The 18117-nt window shown below is 47.9% G+C and carries 22 protein-coding genes, 1 tRNA gene and 1 pseudogene; 18 read left to right on the top strand and 6 right to left on the bottom strand.

Features of this window, described 5'->3' with window-relative positions; all coding sequences use genetic code 11:
- Positions 1–2 precede the first annotated feature (2 nt).
- Positions 3–506: a hypothetical protein gene (locus tag Q7R76_01990; GenBank protein ID MDO8642342.1), complete on the bottom strand. Its 504-nt coding sequence runs from the start codon at positions 504–506 to the stop codon at positions 3–5.
- A gap of 104 nt (positions 507–610) precedes the next feature.
- Here Q7R76_01990 and Q7R76_01985 point away from each other — a divergent pair, with 104 nt between their 5' ends.
- The 3 genes from Q7R76_01985 (at position 611) to Q7R76_01975 (ending at position 4211) form a co-directional block, all read left to right on the top strand.
- Positions 611–1114 (top strand): hypothetical protein, encoded by a 504-nt coding sequence (locus Q7R76_01985; protein ID MDO8642341.1) that lies wholly within the window; start codon positions 611–613, stop codon positions 1112–1114.
- A gap of 525 nt (positions 1115–1639) precedes the next feature.
- Positions 1640–4057, top strand: coding sequence for a DEAD/DEAH box helicase (locus Q7R76_01980; GenBank protein ID MDO8642340.1), 2418 nt, complete (start codon positions 1640–1642; stop codon positions 4055–4057).
- A gap of 1 nt (position 4058) precedes the next feature.
- Positions 4059–4211, top strand: coding sequence for a hypothetical protein (locus Q7R76_01975; protein ID MDO8642339.1), 153 nt, complete (start codon positions 4059–4061; stop codon positions 4209–4211).
- 5 nt (positions 4212–4216) lie between these two features.
- Here Q7R76_01975 and Q7R76_01970 read toward each other — a convergent pair whose 3' ends face one another.
- Together Q7R76_01970 and msrA are read right to left on the bottom strand one after the other, a co-directional pair.
- Positions 4217–5662 (bottom strand): MATE family efflux transporter, encoded by a 1446-nt coding sequence (locus tag Q7R76_01970; protein MDO8642338.1) that lies wholly within the window; start codon positions 5660–5662, stop codon positions 4217–4219.
- A 39-nt stretch (positions 5663–5701) separates the two neighbouring features.
- Positions 5702–6178, bottom strand: a complete 477-nt coding sequence (msrA, locus tag Q7R76_01965; protein MDO8642337.1) for a peptide-methionine (S)-S-oxide reductase MsrA — start codon at positions 6176–6178, stop codon at positions 5702–5704.
- Between the two features lie 74 nt (positions 6179–6252).
- Between msrA and Q7R76_01960 the strand changes: the two genes are divergently transcribed.
- Positions 6253–6405: a hypothetical protein gene (locus tag Q7R76_01960; protein ID MDO8642336.1), complete on the top strand. Its 153-nt coding sequence runs from the start codon at positions 6253–6255 to the stop codon at positions 6403–6405.
- 40 nt (positions 6406–6445) lie between these two features.
- Here Q7R76_01960 and Q7R76_01955 read toward each other — a convergent pair whose 3' ends face one another.
- Both Q7R76_01955 and Q7R76_01950 read right to left on the bottom strand, forming a co-directional pair.
- Positions 6446–7303, bottom strand: coding sequence for a zinc metalloprotease HtpX (locus Q7R76_01955; protein ID MDO8642335.1), 858 nt, complete (start codon positions 7301–7303; stop codon positions 6446–6448).
- 6 nt (positions 7304–7309) lie between these two features.
- A complete protein-coding gene (locus Q7R76_01950) occupies positions 7310–7696 on the bottom strand; it encodes a toprim domain-containing protein (protein ID MDO8642334.1) in 387 nt (128 codons plus the stop codon).
- Positions 7697–7793: 97 nt separating this feature from the next.
- Here Q7R76_01950 and Q7R76_01945 point away from each other — a divergent pair, with 97 nt between their 5' ends.
- Both Q7R76_01945 and Q7R76_01940 read left to right on the top strand, forming a co-directional pair.
- Entirely contained in the window at positions 7794–9482 is a 1689-nt protein-coding gene (locus Q7R76_01945; GenBank protein ID MDO8642333.1) for a hypothetical protein, read from the top strand.
- A gap of 32 nt (positions 9483–9514) precedes the next feature.
- The gene (locus Q7R76_01940) at positions 9515–10567 is read left to right on the top strand and encodes a hypothetical protein (GenBank protein MDO8642332.1); all 1053 of its coding nucleotides are present in this window, start codon (positions 9515–9517) and stop codon (positions 10565–10567) included.
- Positions 10568–10730: 163 nt separating this feature from the next.
- Here Q7R76_01940 and Q7R76_01935 read toward each other — a convergent pair.
- Positions 10731–10804, bottom strand: a tRNA-Arg gene (locus Q7R76_01935).
- Positions 10805–10859: 55 nt separating this feature from the next.
- Here Q7R76_01935 and Q7R76_01930 point away from each other — a divergent pair.
- The 12 genes and pseudogenes from Q7R76_01930 to Q7R76_01875 all read left to right on the top strand — a co-directional run bounded on the left by Q7R76_01930 (position 10860) and on the right by Q7R76_01875 (position 18117).
- Positions 10860–11729, top strand: a complete 870-nt coding sequence (locus Q7R76_01930; protein MDO8642331.1) for a hypothetical protein — start codon at positions 10860–10862, stop codon at positions 11727–11729.
- Positions 11730–12045: 316 nt separating this feature from the next.
- Complete coding sequence (rpl3p, locus tag Q7R76_01925) at positions 12046–13038, top strand: 50S ribosomal protein L3 (GenBank protein MDO8642330.1); 993 nt, start codon at positions 12046–12048, stop codon at positions 13036–13038.
- Position 13039: 1 nt separating this feature from the next.
- Complete coding sequence (gene rplD, locus Q7R76_01920) at positions 13040–13975, top strand: 50S ribosomal protein L4 (protein ID MDO8642329.1); 936 nt, start codon at positions 13040–13042, stop codon at positions 13973–13975.
- Positions 13976–13987: 12 nt separating this feature from the next.
- Positions 13988–14242 (top strand): 50S ribosomal protein L23, encoded by a 255-nt coding sequence (locus Q7R76_01915; GenBank protein MDO8642328.1) that lies wholly within the window; start codon positions 13988–13990, stop codon positions 14240–14242.
- A gap of 4 nt (positions 14243–14246) precedes the next feature.
- On the top strand, positions 14247–14981 hold the full coding sequence (locus Q7R76_01910; GenBank protein MDO8642327.1) for a 50S ribosomal protein L2: 735 nt from the start codon (positions 14247–14249) through the stop codon (positions 14979–14981).
- Positions 14982–15013: 32 nt separating this feature from the next.
- Complete coding sequence (locus Q7R76_01905; GenBank protein ID MDO8642326.1) at positions 15014–15397, top strand: 30S ribosomal protein S19; 384 nt, start codon at positions 15014–15016, stop codon at positions 15395–15397.
- Between the two features lie 2 nt (positions 15398–15399).
- Positions 15400–15897 (top strand): 50S ribosomal protein L22, encoded by a 498-nt coding sequence (rplV, locus tag Q7R76_01900; protein MDO8642325.1) that lies wholly within the window; start codon positions 15400–15402, stop codon positions 15895–15897.
- Complete coding sequence (locus Q7R76_01895) at positions 15890–16669, top strand: 30S ribosomal protein S3 (GenBank protein MDO8642324.1); 780 nt, start codon at positions 15890–15892, stop codon at positions 16667–16669. The genes rplV and Q7R76_01895 overlap by 8 nt, the downstream gene beginning before the upstream one ends.
- Before the next feature lie 10 nt (positions 16670–16679).
- Positions 16680–16925, top strand: coding sequence for a 50S ribosomal protein L29 (rpmC, locus tag Q7R76_01890; protein ID MDO8642323.1), 246 nt, complete (start codon positions 16680–16682; stop codon positions 16923–16925).
- Positions 16918–17229, top strand: a complete 312-nt coding sequence (locus Q7R76_01885; protein ID MDO8642322.1) for a translation initiation factor — start codon at positions 16918–16920, stop codon at positions 17227–17229. The genes rpmC and Q7R76_01885 overlap by 8 nt, the downstream gene beginning before the upstream one ends.
- Positions 17230–17287: 58 nt before the next feature.
- Positions 17288–17596: pseudogene (locus tag Q7R76_01880) on the top strand (30S ribosomal protein S17).
- A gap of 119 nt (positions 17597–17715) precedes the next feature.
- Complete coding sequence (locus tag Q7R76_01875; GenBank protein ID MDO8642321.1) at positions 17716–18117, top strand: 50S ribosomal protein L14; 402 nt, start codon at positions 17716–17718, stop codon at positions 18115–18117.

Genomic DNA, 18117 nt, shown 5'->3' with positions numbered 1-18117 from the left:
GCTTAATCCACAAGCACGTCAATTGAAACAGATTCTCGCTCTTTAAGAAGTGGTGGAATCACACGTCCAACGCTTACATACCCTTCATCTTCGCCGCCAACAAGAAATCCGATGCCATATGAACCAGTTCGAGGACGACCTATAAGGTGCGGGCGTTGATCTCTTCGTGACGTTAAGTATGTTGCTGTACGTTCGTCTTCAACCGCTGTTTCAATATCCCCAAACGAATTGTAGGTTGCTGCCAAATGTGCAGAGGGGTTAGGTAGAGGGAGCGTATTTTTGTTATAGGGATCAGGATTGTATTCTTTCTTCATATCAAGAACGTACGGTCCGTCTCGTTTTCGCAGGTCACCGACAATAAGAAGTGTTTCACCAACACGGGCAACTAATTGCGATGGCTCACCGCTTTCTCGTTCAAGCGCAAGAACAGTGTCAGCAAGAGTTATAAAATAATGATCTAAATCGCGCGGAACTCCGTCACCAATATGTACTTCAGCAGTAACCATAGTGCGAATGAAACTGAGCACACATAAAAAGATTGTGGGGGTGAAAAAGATTGTTGTTCTTTACTTCCTATATTTTTATTAATGACCAGAGAATTCTGCATTTAATGGCTAAAGAATGGACAATAAATAACCCGTATCTTATCTGGGCTGTCACGCAACAGAGAACTGGTGTGGTGGATACTGTTCTCGGCTATGCAACCGGAAATCCGAACGATATCTTAAAAGTGTATGCAGCAAGAGGCTTGACAGACGTTGTTGTAGAATCGCCTACTGTTGAGAATATTTCGCCTGCCCGAGCTCAGATTGCAGGCATTGAAGGAACAATAGTGGCCTCAACTGATGAGCTCAGAAAACGGGTCGGACCATGGAGCAGATCACCAGAGTTACCGATGTATCATCTGCAAGAATCGGAAGGTATAGGGCTCGTGCTGGACGAAAGAACTCCCGATGGTATTGATTTAACCGATGTTATTGCATATGACTGTAGTGGGTGTAAGGGCATTGTTGTCGGTCAGCCAGAGAAAACAGGAAGTTATGGTTTTGAAGCGCAACTCAGCTGTCGCACATGTAAAACGGTGATTTTCCACCAGGATCTAGAATCAACATAGGAAGTTCTTAGAAGAGAGATGATTAACTAGCTTTTCCTTTTATCCAATCTTAACGCCAACCCCACCACTGGACACGCCATAAACCCCATAAACCAAATGCCCAAGGCCTAAAACCCCAAAACCCCCCACCACTGGACACTGGACAGATGCGCGTGAGGTATATAAACCAGAATTAGTTTTTAGTACAAGTAACGCTGGCGATCTTCAACCTGGTTGAGGGGGAGGTCCAGAACCTCCATCCCGAAAGGGTATCCGGGTTCAAACCTCTGTGGGAGTTTCCCGTTGAGTGAAATTCCCGGCGCCAGCGTTATGTTCAAAAAAAATGTAAAAGAAAAAAAGCGATCCCCAACCAGGGGGAGGTCCAGAACCAATAATAAGAAAATGATTCAGATATAAATAGTTTTTGTTTACAGAGGAAAAAAAGAAAAAAATGCCCGCATAACGCGGTAACGCCAAGTCCAGAGCAAAGTAAAAAAAAGTAATTGAGATATAAATAGTTTTCCAAAATATAAAAAGAGGCCGTCCATGATCGAAAGCTTTGAAAACAGAGGCGATTTAACATACTATCTGGTGCCACGAACAGGGATGACCATGACTGATGCTTCTGATGATATCGGTGCAAAGAGAATTGCAGAAATGCTTCGTGCACCATTAATGCCAGAGCAGCAACCAGGTACAACCGATGGCGAACTCCAAACGCAAAACTCCCAACCGTTAACCATCCGCAATTTCGAGCCGAGAATATACCAGCAAACTATTTTGGCAACCTGTGTTCAAAAAAATATGCTCGTCGTGCTCCCCACGGGCCTCGGCAAAACATCCATCGCGCTTATGCTTGCCCTCCAGCGGCTGAAATCATTTCCCACCTCGAAAATTCTTTTCCTCGCGCCAACGAGGCCGCTGGCAGAGCAGCATAAGGCATCATTTCTCAAATACAGCACCCTGCCAGAAAAAGATATGACTGTTTTTACCGGTTTTGTCAAGCCGGAAAAGCGCGAGCAGTTGTGGAAAGCAAGTACAATCATTTTCTCAACCCCCCAAGGTGTTGAAAATGACATCATCAATGAGCGTATCAGCCTCAAAGATGTCTGTCTTTTAATTTTTGATGAGTGCCACCGCGCAACCGGGAACTATACGTACAAATTTATTGCAGAACAATACATCAAAAAAGCATCGTATCCAAAAATTCTTGGGCTGACCGCCTCGCCGGGCAATGACAAGGAAGGAATCATTGAGGTCTGCCAAAACCTGTTCATTGAAGGCGCTGAAGTGCGCAGCGACCATGACGCTGATGTTGCACCGTATGTGCAGAGCATTAGCATGGATGTTGTTCCGGTCGCGCTGCCGGAAGAATATACGGCAATTCAAAAAATACTCAAGGAGTGCCATGGAGAAAAGGTGAAGGAAATACGCCAGCTCGGCTATTTGAACACCAGCTCCAGCATGATAAGCAAGACGGAGCTACTGCGTCTACAAGGTGCGCTCCATGGTGAAATTGCAAAAGGAAACAAGGATTTTAACATTCTGAAAAGCATCTCGCTCGCCGCAGAAGCAACGAAGGTGGACCATGCGATTGAGATGCTGGAAAGCCAAGGAGTTGAGCAGGCCTTTGGATATATGGAAAAGCTGCAGCAACAGGCGGCAACCAGCACGACGAGAGCAGTCAAAAACCTTGTTGAAGATTCCCGATTCAAAACAGCACTCGCCAAGATGCGTACGCTGGTCGAACAGCACAGCGAACATCCGAAAATGGAGGCGCTGAAAACAATTCTGCACAAACAACAAGAGAAAGGAAGCAAGCGAATTATCATATTCACGAATTACCGCGACACTGCATCAAAAATTAAGAAGATGCTTGATACAGAGAACATCTCATCAGAAATCTTTGTTGGCCAAGCAAAAAAGAAAGGCATCGGCCTTTCCCAGAAACAGCAGAAACAGATGCTGATTCAATTCTCTGAAGGAGTATTCACCGCATTGATTGCAACCAGTGTTGCCGAAGAGGGCATTGATATTCCTTCAGTGGACCACGTAATTTTCTACGAGCCGATTCCATCAGCAATTCGCCATATCCAGCGGAGAGGGAGAACTGGCAGGCTTGAAAAAGGCGGTGTGATCATGTTGATGGCGAAAGGAACGCGGGATGAGGCCTACCGCTGGTCAGCCATTCACAAAGAAAAGCGAATGCAGCGCAACATGGGCGAATTAAAAAATGTGTTCAAACAACTTGAGATTGAACACCTGCTCGGCCAAAAAGAAAAAAAACACGATGAATTGTTGGTTGACAGCACCGGCAACGATGTGGTGATTATGGTTGATGACCGCGAAAAGAGCTCGAAGATTGTCAAAGAGTTTTTGGAAAAGAACATCAAGGTACGCCTCCGACGGCTTGAGGCAGGCGATTTTGTGTTGAGCGCACGATGCGCAGTCGAGTTTAAGACCGTGCCTGATTTTGTTGATTCAATCATTGACGGCCGGCTTTTAAGCCAGCTTATTGCCCTGAAAACAATCTATGACCGCCCGTTGCTGATTGTCGAGGGGGAAGAGGATATCTATTCCCAGCGCAGCATCCACCCGAATGCTATTCGTGGCATGTTGAGCACGATTACGGTAACGCTTGGCGTACCGATATTGTACACCAAAAACGCAAAGGATACTGCTGCGATTCTTGCCGTAACTGCGCGGCGCGAGCAGATGGAGGGCATGAAGAACGGCACGCTCCATTCAAAAAAACCACTCACGACCAAAGAACAGCAGGAGTATGTCATTGCATCGCTTCCGGGCATCGGCCCGAAGCTCAGCAAACCCCTGCTGGAACGCTTTGGAAGCATAAAAAATATAATGAACGCCAGTATTCCCGAGCTGCAAACCGTGGAAAAGATAGGTGAGAAGAAGGCAAAGGAAATCCAGCGCGTGCTGGGTGAAGGATACACGAGGGAATAGCATGAAAATAAAAATGTTCAGCAATGTGAATGTGCGGATGTTGGAAAAGGATGTCAATGAATTTGTCCAGCACAAGAAAATTGTTGACATTAAAATGTGCCCGGGGCCTTCAGAAAGCGAAGCAATGAATGTGTTAGTGATGTATGAAGAATAATAAAGTTATATTCCTTCTTCAGTCAGCGCTGCTTCTTCGACTTTTTCAATCATTTTGAAGTCTTCAGTGATGCGTTTCTTTTTCCATGAGCCGCGCAGGTACCAAAGAATAGTTATCACTGCGTTGATAATATTGGCAAGGGGGAATGCCCACCAAATGCCGGCAACGCCGAGAGCGGTGTAGGTTGAAAGAACGTACGCAAGCGGGAACTGGATCAGCCACAAGCTTATCAGCGCAAGCACCAGTGGAGTCATGGTGTCGCCTGCACCACGAAATACGCCACTCAGCACGATATGAATGCTAATAAGACCAAAGGTTAATGCGATGATATGGATGAAGGATGTACTCAGTGCAATGACCTGTTCTTCACCGGGAATAAAAAAGGTAGAGAGCGGCCGTGCAAAAATAAAAATCAGTATGCCAATAACCGTGAGGGCGCCAAAGCCGAGAAGGGTACTTAAGGTGGCTATTTTTTCTGCCCGCGCAATTTTTCCTGCACCCATATTTTGGCCGACAAGCGTGGAGGTTGCAATGCTCAAACCCAGTGCAGGAATGATAATAAATCCAAGGATGCGCATGCCAATGCCATAGGCAGCAATCGCGGTTGTGCCAAAGCTTGCAACAAGGACAACCATAGCGATAAATCCGAGAGCGCGCAACGATTGGTCAATCGACGAAGGAAATCCGAGTAAAAACATTTTTTTAACTACGTCAAAACGTGGCTTCAGATTTGAGAGTTTGACGTGAATTCCGTACTTCCCGCTGAACAGCATTGAAAATCCGATGATGGCAGCAAGGCCTTCAGTAATGACCGTGGCAACCGCAGCTCCACCGACGCCAAATGCTGGAAATGAGCCATACCCGTAAATAAATAACGGATCAAGGAAAAAATTGAGAATTACTGACCCCAAGATTATAAGGAGCGGTGTTTTCACATCGCCAACGCCGCGCATGAGTGACTGGAACACAAACGAGCCGAACACTGCAACCATTCCCAAAAACGATATTTGGAGAAAGGAAACCGCTTGAGGAAACACGTCAGGAGCTGCGCCCATCAGGCGAATCAGAAAGGGAGTCATAAAATAACCGAGAATAGTGAGCACAACCGACACCGCCAACATCATCAGCACGGTCTGCGCAGCAAAATAATCAACCTGCTGCTGGTTTCCCTTGCCGCGGTATTGCGCAACAAGAATCGTGCCGGCAATTGCCAGCCCTCCACCAAATGAAAAAAGGAGGAACATTATGGGAAAGCTTAATGCAACAGCCGCAACAGCAGCTTCCCCGAGTCTGCCAACCCAGAATGCGTCGATCAACTGGTACGCAGTCTGGAGCATTGTTGCAAGAACAATAGGGATAGCTAACGTGAGCAATGATTTCAGAATCGATCCTTCAGTCAGCACATTTTTTGATGCTGTTTTTGATGATTTTTTAGATGGTTTTTTGCGCATGGATGATATTTCAAAGAAGAAATATAAATACCTATTGGTTTAGATATGACAAGATGCCAGCCCCTTTTTTTCGAGATAGCGTTGATGATATTCTTCTGCTTTGTAGAACTGCCGTGCAGGAACGATCTGCGTGACCACGGGTTGTTTGTATCGTCCTGATTTTTCAAGCTTTGCCTTTGACGCCTCTGCTTCTCTTTTTTGTTTGTCGTTGTGGCAGAAAATCGCCGAGCGGTACTGCGAGCCAATATCAGGCCCTTGCCGATTCAACACGGTTGGATTATGTATAGTCCAGAAAAAATCAACGAGCTCGGAATACGAGATGATGTGGGGGTCAAAAACAACTTGCACTGCCTCTGCGTGGCCTGTGGTGCCAGTGCACAATTTTTCGTACGTCGGGTTTGGTGCTGTGCCACCGGTGTAGCCGACGGTTGTCTGGAGCACGCCGTTTACTTTTCTGAACATTGCTTCAACGCCCCAGAAGCATCCGGCGGCAAAGGTTGCGGTTTGTGACGCCATAGAAATGAAAAAGAAGGTGTTATTTATATGATTTTTGCATAAACAATTTAAATGGCAAAAACAAAAAACAGAATATGTCAACGACACGCGCAAAACTCGGAATACTTCCCCGATATGTCAAGCCGACAGAGGAAGGAAAATGCCCCCACTGCCACAAGAATGTGAAGGCGCTTGCGCAGCATGTGCATGACCAGCACAAGGGGCAGAAGATACCAAAGAAGAGATGAACAGAAAAGTATGCTTAAAAAATGGTTAAAAAAAGAATTATCAAAACTTCATTCCCTTCAACCGTTTAATTCTTTCAGCAGCCGGTGGGTGCGTGCTGAACAATGCAATGAGTCCATGCGCGCTGAATGGGTTGACGATAAATAAGCTTGATGTCTGCGCGTTGCCAAAAGTGAGCGGGTGTTTGGAAACGCTGCCGTGTAGTTTGTCAAGTGCCGACGCGAGGTGTTTTCCATCCTTCAGTGTTTCTGCCCCTGTTTTGTCTGCTTGATATTCGCGCGCGCGGGAAATGGCAAGCTGAATGATTGTTGCAGTCAAGGGAGCGAGAATTGCCAAGACCAAAAATTGAAGTATGCCACCCGATCCGCCTCTTTGATTGTCACGCCCACCGAAGCCGCCAAAGATGGCGCCCCAGCGCACAATCATGCCGACGTAGGAAATCACTGCAGCGATGGTTGCAGCGATGGTGGTGATGAGGATGTCTCTATTCTTAATGTGTGAAAGCTCGTGAGCAATCACGCCACGCAACTCGTCTTTGTTTAACAGGGTGAGGATGCCGTTGGTAAAAGCAACAGCCGCGTGGTTCGGATTTCGTCCGGTGGCAAATGCGTTTGGTGCTGGCGAAGGGATGATATACAATTTGGGCATGGGCAGCTGCGCTTTTTCAGCCACTTCTTTGACGATTTTGTAGAGCTCCGGCTGGTCTTTTTGCGTAAATGGCTTGGCGCGGTAGATGGCAAGCACAATTTTGTCGCTGAACCAGTAGCTGCCGATGTTCATAACGAGTGCAAAGACTAACCCAATAGTCAGTCCCTGAAATCCGCCCAATAAGCGACCGATGCCGAGCATGAGGGCGCTCAGGAATCCAAGCAGTACAACTGTTTTGATACGTCCATCCATAGAATTCTAAAGTTCCTGCCCCTTTATATATTTTTGCACGTGTGTTTTTAAACCCTCGATGTGGCTGATGCCGGTGTTCTGCAGAAATTCACGAAACGTGTTGTCTACCTGTACGCCGTGGGCGATGAGTGATTTTTTGAGTTTGCCGTATAATTCCTTCCCCTTTTTGTCGAAGTCAGTAAGGATGATGACGTCGGTTGTTTTTTCGGCAACATCTTCGACAACCGCGTAGAGTGGCTTTTTGCTGAGCATCACAACATGGTTGTTGACACCGAGCGAACACAAGGCATGTGCATCTTTTTTTCCTTCAACAATGATGAGCTTGTTGCTGGTGTTTATTTTTTCGAGCCACTCACGAAACCCTGCTTCCTGCTCACGCGCATTCACCGCCATCAGACCAAAAAAGGATGGAATGCTTAAAAATGTTCTGCTCAAAAATAGCAAGCGCCCCATAATAATCATTATAAAACCGCACCCATTCACCAACAGTATGGAACCTGCTGCCATTCTGAAATATTATCTCCGGAGAGAGGTGCAAGAAGGCCTTGCTGCCGGAGCAAAAAACAGGGAAGCAGCAGTGAAATACGGCGAAAGCGGATTTGGCAAACGGCCGGACGCTGTGTATTTTCCGAATGATGTTGGGGAGCTGGCAAAGAAAGGTGCAACATCGTTTCATGTTTCCGAAGAGCGCTGGTCAAATCCGCTGGCGCTTGAAACCGGCATGCGAAAAACCGACAGTGATGCCCTGCGCACCGGATGGGACCTTGTGCTTGACATCGATGCAGTGCACTGGGGTGTATCAAAAATGACTGCATGGCTCATGGTAAAAAGCCTGCAAGAACACGGCATCAAAAGCGTCAGCGTAAAATTTTCCGGCAACAAGGGATGGCATATCGGCGTGCCCTTTGAAGCGTTCCCGGAAAAAATTGACCGGGCAGGCCAGCTCGTTGAAACCCGACTACTCTTTCCTGAAGCGCCCCGCATGATTGCAACGTACCTTCTTGGGTATATAACGGCAAAACATATCAGCGTGAAAAATAACCGGATATATTTCGCCCAGCGGTTCAGCGTTGATTTTGACAAGCTGAAACAACAAACCAAAAAAGAAGACCTTATCAAAACCGTGTGCGCAGGGTGCGACACGGAAAAAAAAGCAAATGAAAAGGAAAAGCCGCGCATTGAATATGGCTGTGAACACTGCGGCAACGTGCAGATAAAAGAGGCAGATGAGCCAACTGCCTGCGAAAAATGCAGCAAGCTCATGCGGCTGATGAATGCAGAACGGGGGTGCCAAACTTGCGGCGCTGAAACAGTAGTCCAGCAGCTCAACACCACGGCGCTGATTGAAGTGGACACGGTGCTTATTTCTTCGCGGCACCTCTACCGCGCGCCGTACTCGCTCCATGAAAAATCAGGGCTTATGTCCCTTCCGATTGCGCCAGAAGATATCATGACGTTTGACAAGCAGCGCGCAGCGCCGCCGAATGTCACCAAAAATAATCCAATATTCCTCGACACAGCCAACACCACAAAGGGAGAAGCAATGGCACTCTTGCGCACAGCAATTGATTTTGGCACGCGCAAGGAGCAAGAAAAAACAGCCGGTGAAGCGTATCTCGGCGATTCTCGCGGTGAAAAAGCATTTGAAAAATTCCAGACTGCTGCGCCAGAAACATTGTTCCCACCATGTATAGCAAAAATGCTGCAGGGCATGAAAGACGGCAAGAAGCGTGCCATGTTTGTGCTGATTAATTTTTTGGCCAGCGTTGGCTGGGATGCCGATGCCATTGAAAAACGGCTTGATGAATGGAACAAGAAAAATGCTGAAGTTGGCGAAGCGCTGCGTGAAACAGTATTGACCGGGCGGCTTCGCTACCACCGGCAGCAAAAGAGAACCGTGCTGCCGCCAAATTGTGACAATGCAGGATATTATTCAAGCATGGGCCTCAAATGTGCCGAGCAGATATGCACGCGGTGCACCAATCCAGTACAATACGTGCGCAGAATGATGCGGCAGGCGCAACGGCAGGAAAAAGAAGGCAAAAAAGAAAAGCGAACCATGACTGACGAACAAAAACAGCGCATGAAAGAAGCACGGCGAGGATATAAAGAATTTAGGGAAAAGATGAAAGAAGGACAAACAAAAGAGGACAATAACATAACGACTGAACCACAATAAACTATTTATAGTAAATAAAAGCAGAAAGCATCATGTGCGCTGCCGAATTACGCATTCCTTCTTTTAACGCACACCGCTTTCAAACCGGAACGCAGAGAGAGCGGGAACGAGAAGCGACGATTCTGATTGAGAATGAAGGCCAGTTTGGAATTTCTGGACTTACTGATGATAACCAGATAATTGATCCGGCACTAATGGAAGAGACGTACCGTGCCATTGATATTTTTTTTCGTAAACTCCCCGAAGAGGTCCGCTTGGGGTGTGTGCATCCGGTAGATGCAAACCTTGGCTATTCGTGGCCCGGACGGGAAGAGTATGGCACGGGAAGTGATAAAGATGTATGGAAACAGCTTCTCCGATTCAATATCGTACGGGGATACCCGCGCAGGTTATGGCCAAGTGATCAAAAGCTCAAAAGACATCTCAAATTTGAAGATGAACTTGCCATGGCACGCTTTCAGAACAGTGGCATTTACCAGATTCATGCACAACTAGTCAACCTTGGCACCATTGCGCTGAATGCGTTGGCTGAATTTTATTATGGGCTTGGCCCGAATTATTTTAGCGGCACACGAAACGTAGGAGGGAAAGACTACCGATTAGTGCAGGAAAATACGCTCCAGCTCATCCAATATCTCAACGGCACGGAGCCGGAATTGCAGGAATATTTCGAGGGGAGAAAAGCAAAGGTCGGCGACCTTATTTTCGGCGAGCACGCCGACAGTTCTGCAGGAACAATTGGAGATATGCGCAAGGATCCAGAACATTGTTTGGAAGGTAAAGTCGGCAACGAATGGCGGCCGGTTGTCGTCGAGGGCGGCACGTATTTCTTTCAGTTTGGAAAAAACTATCGCCTGCTGATTGAAGCATTGATCGCGGAAGGGAAGATTGATCCTGACAAATTAAAATACGGCACACTGGCTGAAACACTGCATCGCGGCGTGCGCAGAAGTGTTGAAAGCCAACGACCGGGCATTGTTGATTTTCTTCATCCGCAGGCAGACATGCCCTTGCTTAATGGAATGGTTACCGGTGATGTTCTCAAACGAGATTTGGGAGAGTATATGGCAAAGGCACCGCAATAATCAAGTTCGTCATACCCCTGATTCCAGACCTCTGATTCAAAACTAATATACGCTCCTGTGGGGATGTAAACCAACCTTTTTTTGCTGCGCAAAAAACTGTTGTGAACGACGTGTTTTCTCCGGAAGAGAAAACAACGCTTCGCACGCTTCTACATAACCAAAACGCTCCCGCGGGGATTTGAACCCCGGTCACAGCCTTCGGAGGGCCGCATACTATCCAAGCTATACGACGAGAGCACCGCCGAAAAGAAGAACCGTGAGGTATATATAGTTGTTTCTTTTTCCCGCGATGATGAACTATACACGGAGACACTTTTCCCAAACAATGACACGAGGCATTGGCGCTGCTGCAACGCTGAGTATGCTTGGCATTTCCACCGATGAACCGCCACAAACGCCGAGACTTCCGCATTATATATTGTATAAAAGAACACTTGAAGACCGGCTGAATGCGGGCGATGCAGAGGGTGCGTATTTTCTTGTTACCAACTCTGACAAGGTTGTTGTGCCGATAACAACGCCGGTGCTCGGCACGCTGCGCAGCTCGTTCACCCACGACCATGAAGTTTCATACATGCTCTTTGCGCGGCCTGACGGCGTTATTGATACGTTTCTTAAGCCGATGCAATACCAGGAATCGTTAGGCGTTGGCGTGTTCTTTTCGCATGCGGAGATCGACCCAATTGAGCAACAGGGCAGAATGTTTATCGGTGATTATCATTCCCATCCGCGAACACCAGATGAAATAAAATCAGTTCTTAAACAGGAAGAGGAGCGTGGCACAACGCGTCCTAAAGAGGAATCCCGCCGGTATAAGAAGTATGACAAGAAGTATGACAACACCACGCCGAGTGTGGAAGACCTTCAAGCTTTACGGCTCCATGCGCATGAAGAGTGCAAAGGTGAGCCAACGTGCGAACTCATACTTCGCTACAAGACCCAGTACATGCTCATGCTTATTGGTGGGCTAAACAACCAGACGTTCAAATACGAGATACATTCATTCATTCCCCTGCACAGCACTGTAGAATATGGACCGCTTATCAGCTTGACGGACAGAGGCGTAGAAACATGGGATCGAATTGCTGGACGGTACCACGACGAGTATGAAAAGCCGCTGCTGTGGGCCGAAGTGAGGATACGGGAGGTAGGCAATAAATAGATAGGGAATAAATACCTGTTTTAATACCTGTTTTTCGTTCGTTCAAATCACAATCTTTATATAATTCCGCAATTCCTGAATAGAATACGCAAAACGCGATATAATGTGTTTAAACATGTCATTCAAGGTTTAAACATGGGAACACAGCCAAACAAAGCCTGAAAAAGTTGTCTTTCAGTACACGTTTGGCGAAGAATGCGAATTCTTCGTTGAAAGACGTTATTTAAGGCAATTTTGTCGAAATAAGAGATAATAGACCTTATTTCACCAAATAAGCTTGAGCTGTATCCCAGAATGCTGAAATCAAGGAATACCCATGCCAAAAGAACACCAGCCGCATTCAGGAAGCATGCAGTTTTGGCCGCGAAAGCGTGCTGAACGCCAGCATACACCTATTAGAGCATGGACTACCCCACTGGGCAAGGCTGGCTGTTTCGCCGGCTACAAAGTGGGCATGACGCATCTTATTCTTGTTGATTCTCGCAAAACCGCAAAAACAAAAGGCATGGAGCTCATGACGGCTGCAACTATCATTGAATGCCCGCCCATGCGTGTCATTGGCGTGCGCTGTTATGGTATCGACAAAGTATATGCCTACGGCGAGCGGGTGATGACTGATATCGTCGGCAAAGGCACTCCTGATCTTTCTCGCGTTTTTCCAGTTACAAAAAAAGAGCCAACGCAAAAACTTGCTGAGCTCAAGGCCGAAAAATACACTGACATCCGCGTGCTGGTTCAGACCCAGCCTGCTATGACATCGATCAAGAAACGGCCTGAAGTCTTTGAAGTGGGGCTCGGCGGCACAGTTGCGCAAAAACTTGCATGGGCGCAGGAAAAAATGGGCAAGGATATTTTTGTGAATGATGTTTTTGCTGAAGGGCAACAAGTCGATGCCCACAGCGTCACCACCGGACGCGGTCTGCAAGGCCCAGTCAAACGATTTGGTGTTGCCATTCGCCACCACAAGTCAGAAAAAACCAAGCGCGGCCCGGGCTCACTCGGCGCGTGGAAAGGACAAGGACATATGATGTACCGTGTTGCCCACGCAGGACAGACCGGTTATCACACGCGCACTGAATGGAACAAGTGGGTGCTGAAAATGGACACCCAGCCAAAAAATATCAATCCGCCTGACGGCTTCAAGCGCTATGGCATGGTGAAAAACCAGTACCTTATCGTCAAGGGCTCGGTTGGCGGGCCGGCAAAACGCCTCATCAAACTTACCCACCCCCAGCGGCCAACCACGAGAATACCGTCGGAAGCGCCCACAATCAGATATGTCAGTGTAACAACAAAACAGGGAATGTAACATGAAACTCTCCATCCTCACCATCGACAACAAAAACACCGGAAAGGTGGACATGCCGCCGCAATTCGACGAGCAGGTGCGCCCAGATGTTATTGAGCGTGCTGCTGAAGCATTGCGCAGCACCCAACGCCAACCGTACGGTGCATTCCCTGAAGCAGGCAAGCGATCATCATCATGGGTCAGCAAGCAGCGAAGAAGTTACCGCGGCTGTTACGGCCATGGTATTTCACGTGTTCCCCGAAAAGTACACAGCAGAAGCGGCACCAATATGAATTGGGTCGGCGCGTTTGCACCCGGCTGTGTCGGCGGACGGCGCGCGCATCCGCCAAAGCCATGGAAAATCTGGGCAAGAAAAATCAACAAAAAAGAAAACCGGTTTGCGGTCCGTTCAGCACTCGCTGCAACCGTCAACAAAGAAATGGTGAAGAGCCGCGGCCACCGTGTTCCTGATGCATACCCGTTTATTATCAGCACTGAGTTTGAAAAAATAACCAAGGCACATGACCTTGAAAAAGCATTGCTCGCGCTTGGCCTTGAACAAGAACTCGTGCGCTGCGCAATTAAAAAAGTGCGCGCCGGAAGAGGAAAAGGACGCGGACGAAAATACAAACAGCGACGAGGGCCACTCGTTGTCATCAGCGGCAATGCACCGATTGAACGCGTCAACTTGCCCGGTATCGACGTGGCACGGGTTGATGAATTGAACGCAGTCCTTCTTGCGCCCGGAGCGCCCGGTCGGCTCACTCTGTACACTGAAGCAGCAGTTGAGCGCCTTCGCACTGAACACTGGTTCATGAATGATTTCAAGGGCAAAAGCGCGCCGAGAAAAGAAGAAACAACTGCAGACACCGGAAAAAAACAAGAACAGAAAAAGGAACACAAGCAAGTTCCAAAAGCAAAAGCACAGCCAAAGGAAAAACAAGTAAAACAAAAGTAATGAGACTACCACATGAACACAATCATACTTCACCCGGTATCAACGGAAAAATCGATTCGCCTGATGGAATCAGAAAACAAGCTCGTCTTTGTCGTTGACCGGCGCGCTGACAAACCAGCAATCAAAAAGGCGATCGAAGCACTCTTCAAAACAAAAGTCGCAAACGTGAACACTCAAATTACCTCAAAAGGAGAAAAACGGGCAGTGGTACAGTTCAGCAAAGAAACGCCAGCAATTGACATTGCAACGCAGCTTGGTATGATGTGAAACTATGGGAAAACGCATAATTGCACAAGCACGCGGACGAGGAGGCCCGAGATATCGAGCGCCCTCATTCAATTACGCAGGCGAAGCACTCCACAAAACATGGTCAGACGGTACATTCAAAGGGCTCATCCGAGAATTTATCCACTGCCCGGGACATTCAGCGCCGTTGGCGCGCGTTGCGTTTGAAGACGGTGAAGAAGTGCTCATGCCTGCTGCAGAAGGCCTTGCTATCGGTGACCAAATCTCTGCGGGAAAGGACGCACCTGTTGAAATTGGGAATACTACTCATTTGAAAAATATCCCTGAAGGAGCGCCAGTATATAATGTTGAAGGCACACCGGGTGACGGCGGCAAATTTGCCCGCGCATCAGGCACCTTTGCACGCGTACTTGCACGATATGATGACCGTATCCTCGTCAAATTACCCTCCAAAAAAATCAAAGAGTTCAATCCGCAATGCAGAGCAACCATCGGCGTACTCGCTGGCGGCGGACGATTGGAAAAACCATTTGGAAAAGCAGGCAAGAAACATTATAAGATGAAGGCCCGCAACAAATTGTACCCACGAATCTCGGGTGGCGCAGTCAACGCAGTTGACCACCCATTCGGTAACAAGCGATCATCAAGAAAATCCAAGGCACGACCCGCACCGCGGCACGCGCCGCCGGGAAGAAACGTCGGCATGATACGCCCACGCAGAACCGGACGAAAGACTGGCGCAAAAAAAGCAACAACATAAAAGCACGAAACGCACGAACTTAGGAGAAACCAATGGCAAAAAAAGAATTTACGTATCGGGGAAAAACAATCGAGGAAGTTCGACGTATGAGTTTCGAAGAGTTCCTCACCCTCCTGCCAGCGCGCGCGCGTAGAAGCCTTAAACGAGGCTCCACTCACCAGAAGCAGACACTCCTTGAGCATATCAAGAAAAACCGAAGAAAACTCCGCACCCAGTGCAGAGACATGATTATCGTTCCCCAGATGGTTGACCGCGACATTGAAGTGTACGACGGCAAAACCTGGCAGCCGGTTCATATTGTGCCGGAAATGCTTGGCCATTACCTTGGTGAATTCGCACTTACCCGACGGTCAGTCAAACACAACTCACCGGGCATTGGCGCAACGCGCTCAAGTGCAAGCATATCGGTGAAATAAACATGCATGGCTACAGCTTTCCGGACTATGAAAAAGGCTCGATGGTGCGAGTCATTGGCAGAGATGTATCCATCTCGACCAAGCACTCGATTGAGGTATGCAACACCCTTCGGCACCGGAACATTGCAGTCGTCAAACGCATACTTGAAGACGCTATTGCACTCAAGCGCCCGATTCCGTTCAAGCGATATACCAACGGCGCCGGCCACAAGCCGGGCATGGCCGCCGGACAGTTTCCAAAAAATGCTTGCACCGCAATACTCAACCTGATTAAGTCATTAGAGATGAATGCACAGCACAAAGGGCTCAACACAAGCCGGCTGGTTATTATTCACGCCGTGGCAAATAAGGGTGCACGGCCGTACCGGATTTCACGCCAGCGCGGCCGACGCATGAAAAACACCCACCTCGAATTTGTTGCACGCGAACAAAAAGAAGCTGCACCAGAACAACGAAAACAAAAAGCAAAACAAGAAAAAAAAGGTACAACGCATGATTGAGCGAAAGATTATTGCCCAGAAAATGAAAGAGTTCCAGATTCAGGAATTCATTTCCCAAAGCTTGCACAATACCGGCCAAAGCCACACGAAAGTCCAGCGCACACCGATGGGTGAAAAGATTGTAGTGTATACCTCGCGCCCGGGCATTATCGTTGGCAAGAGCGGCCAAAACATCAAGAAGCTCACCACCACGATCAAGAAAAAATTCGAACTTGAAAATCCACAAATAGAAATTGCAGAAGTTGAAAATGTGCACCTCGACGCGCAGATTGTTGCCGAGCGCATTGCACAATCACTCGAGCGATTTGGCTCAGCACGGTTTAAAGGCGTCGCGCACCAGGTCATGCAGGATGTCATGAATGCGCGCGCACTCGGCGTGGAAATTATCATCTCGGGCAAAGTGCCCAGCGCACGTGCACGAGCGTGGCGATTTTACCAAGGATACTTGAAAAAGTGCGGCGACATCGCAGTCACTAAAGTATTGAAAGCATATGCAACGGCAAAACTGAAGTCAGGCGTTATCGGCATCAAGGTGCGCATTATGCCGCCGGGCATCAAACTGCCTGACGAGCTGAAGGTCATTGATGAAATAACCGAATCAGCGCCTGCAGCGCAGAAAGGTGAATCAAAAACGCCGGGCGATGAAAAAAAGGAAGAGAAGAAAAAAGCACCCCGTAGAAAAAAGAAAGCGGAAAAAGCTGAAACTGAAAAACAGGACAGTACCGATCAAACAGAGGCTGCCGCTGCACCAGCAGCGCAAACTGAAGCATGAGTTGACTATCATGACCAAAGCATACAAAAATTTGATTGCACTAAACGCAGGCGACCTTGCCAAACGAAAGACTGAGCTCGAAAAGGAGCTTGTGAAGCTTCGCGGCCAGACCGCAACAGGCGCCAGCCAGAAAAACCCGTACGCTGTGCGCAATAACCGGCGCGCCATTGCACGGATACTCACGCTCACCCAACAGAGAAAAGGAAACGAACGAAATGAACATAAACAAACCAAGGTGATGACCAAGCATGAGTGAGATTTGCAGCACGTGTGGATTGCCTAAAGAGCTCTGCGTATGCGAGACCATAGCGAAAGAAAGCCAACGCATAACCGTCTGCATTGAAAAACGAAAGTTCGGAAAACAATACACCATGATTACTGGCATTGACCTCAAAGACCTTGATGAGAAAGACTTGATAAAAAAACTCAAGAACTCATTTGCGTGCGGAGGAACTATCAAGGACAACCGCATCGAACTGCAAGGCAACCATAAGAGCAAAGCAAAGGCCGTGCTCACCAAACTGGGTTTCCCACAAGAGATGATTGACATAGAAATGTGATACCAACGTAAAAAAAGAAAAACATGAAAAGAATACCACTACCAAAAAAATGATCACCATGAAAAGCAAAACAATCTTCGGAATGCAGGGAACGCCAACAGCGTGCAGCGACAAGAAATGCCCATTCCATGGACAGCTCAGCGTAAAAAAGAGAATGTTCGTCGGAACCGTGGTTGCCAACAAAGCACAAAAAACAGCAACCATCACTTGGGACCGCCGGTACTACCTGCCAAAATATGAGCGGTATGAAATGCGGCGGACCAAGATACACGCGCATCTTCCAACATGCATTCCAGCACGCGAAGGTGATAGTGTCAAGATCATTGAAACACGGCCAATAAGCAAGACCAAAAACTTTGTGGTTATCCAGAATCTCGGCGCAGAGAACAAGATACGCGGTGAAGACGTCACGGCAGTTGCTGCGCAGGAAAAAAAAGCAAAGGAATCAAAAGAAAAAGCAGCAAAACAGAAACGGGATGAATAATCATGCAAGCACATAAAGCAAATGTCACACGGGGAATTCCAGTCGGCACCTATATGGAGCCCTGTGATAATTCCGGCGCCAAACAAGTGCGAATGTTTTCCGTCAGAGGCCACAAGACACGGCGCGGGCGCATCCAGTCAGCAGGCGTTGGCGACCTGGTACAAGTCTCGGTCAAAAAAGGAAAGCCGGACATGCGAAAGAAGACCGCATTCGGTGTTATTGTGCGCCAGAAAAAGCAGTACCGCCGGCCGGATGGCATGCACATCATGTTTGAAGACAACTCAATTGTTATCCTTAAAGACGACAAAGGAAATCCTAAGGGAACCCTGCTCAAGGGCCCAATTGCAAAAGAAGCATGCGACCGCTGGCCGGCAATTGCAAAACTTGCCAGTGTGATTGTATAG

The organism is Candidatus Woesearchaeota archaeon (genome assembly GCA_030651375.1).
Taxonomy (GTDB): Archaea; Nanobdellota; Nanobdellia; order Woesearchaeales; family UBA12501; genus JAUSFM01.
The sequence above is the reverse complement of the archived record's forward strand: the minus strand, read 5'-3'. Positions and strand labels throughout refer to the sequence as shown.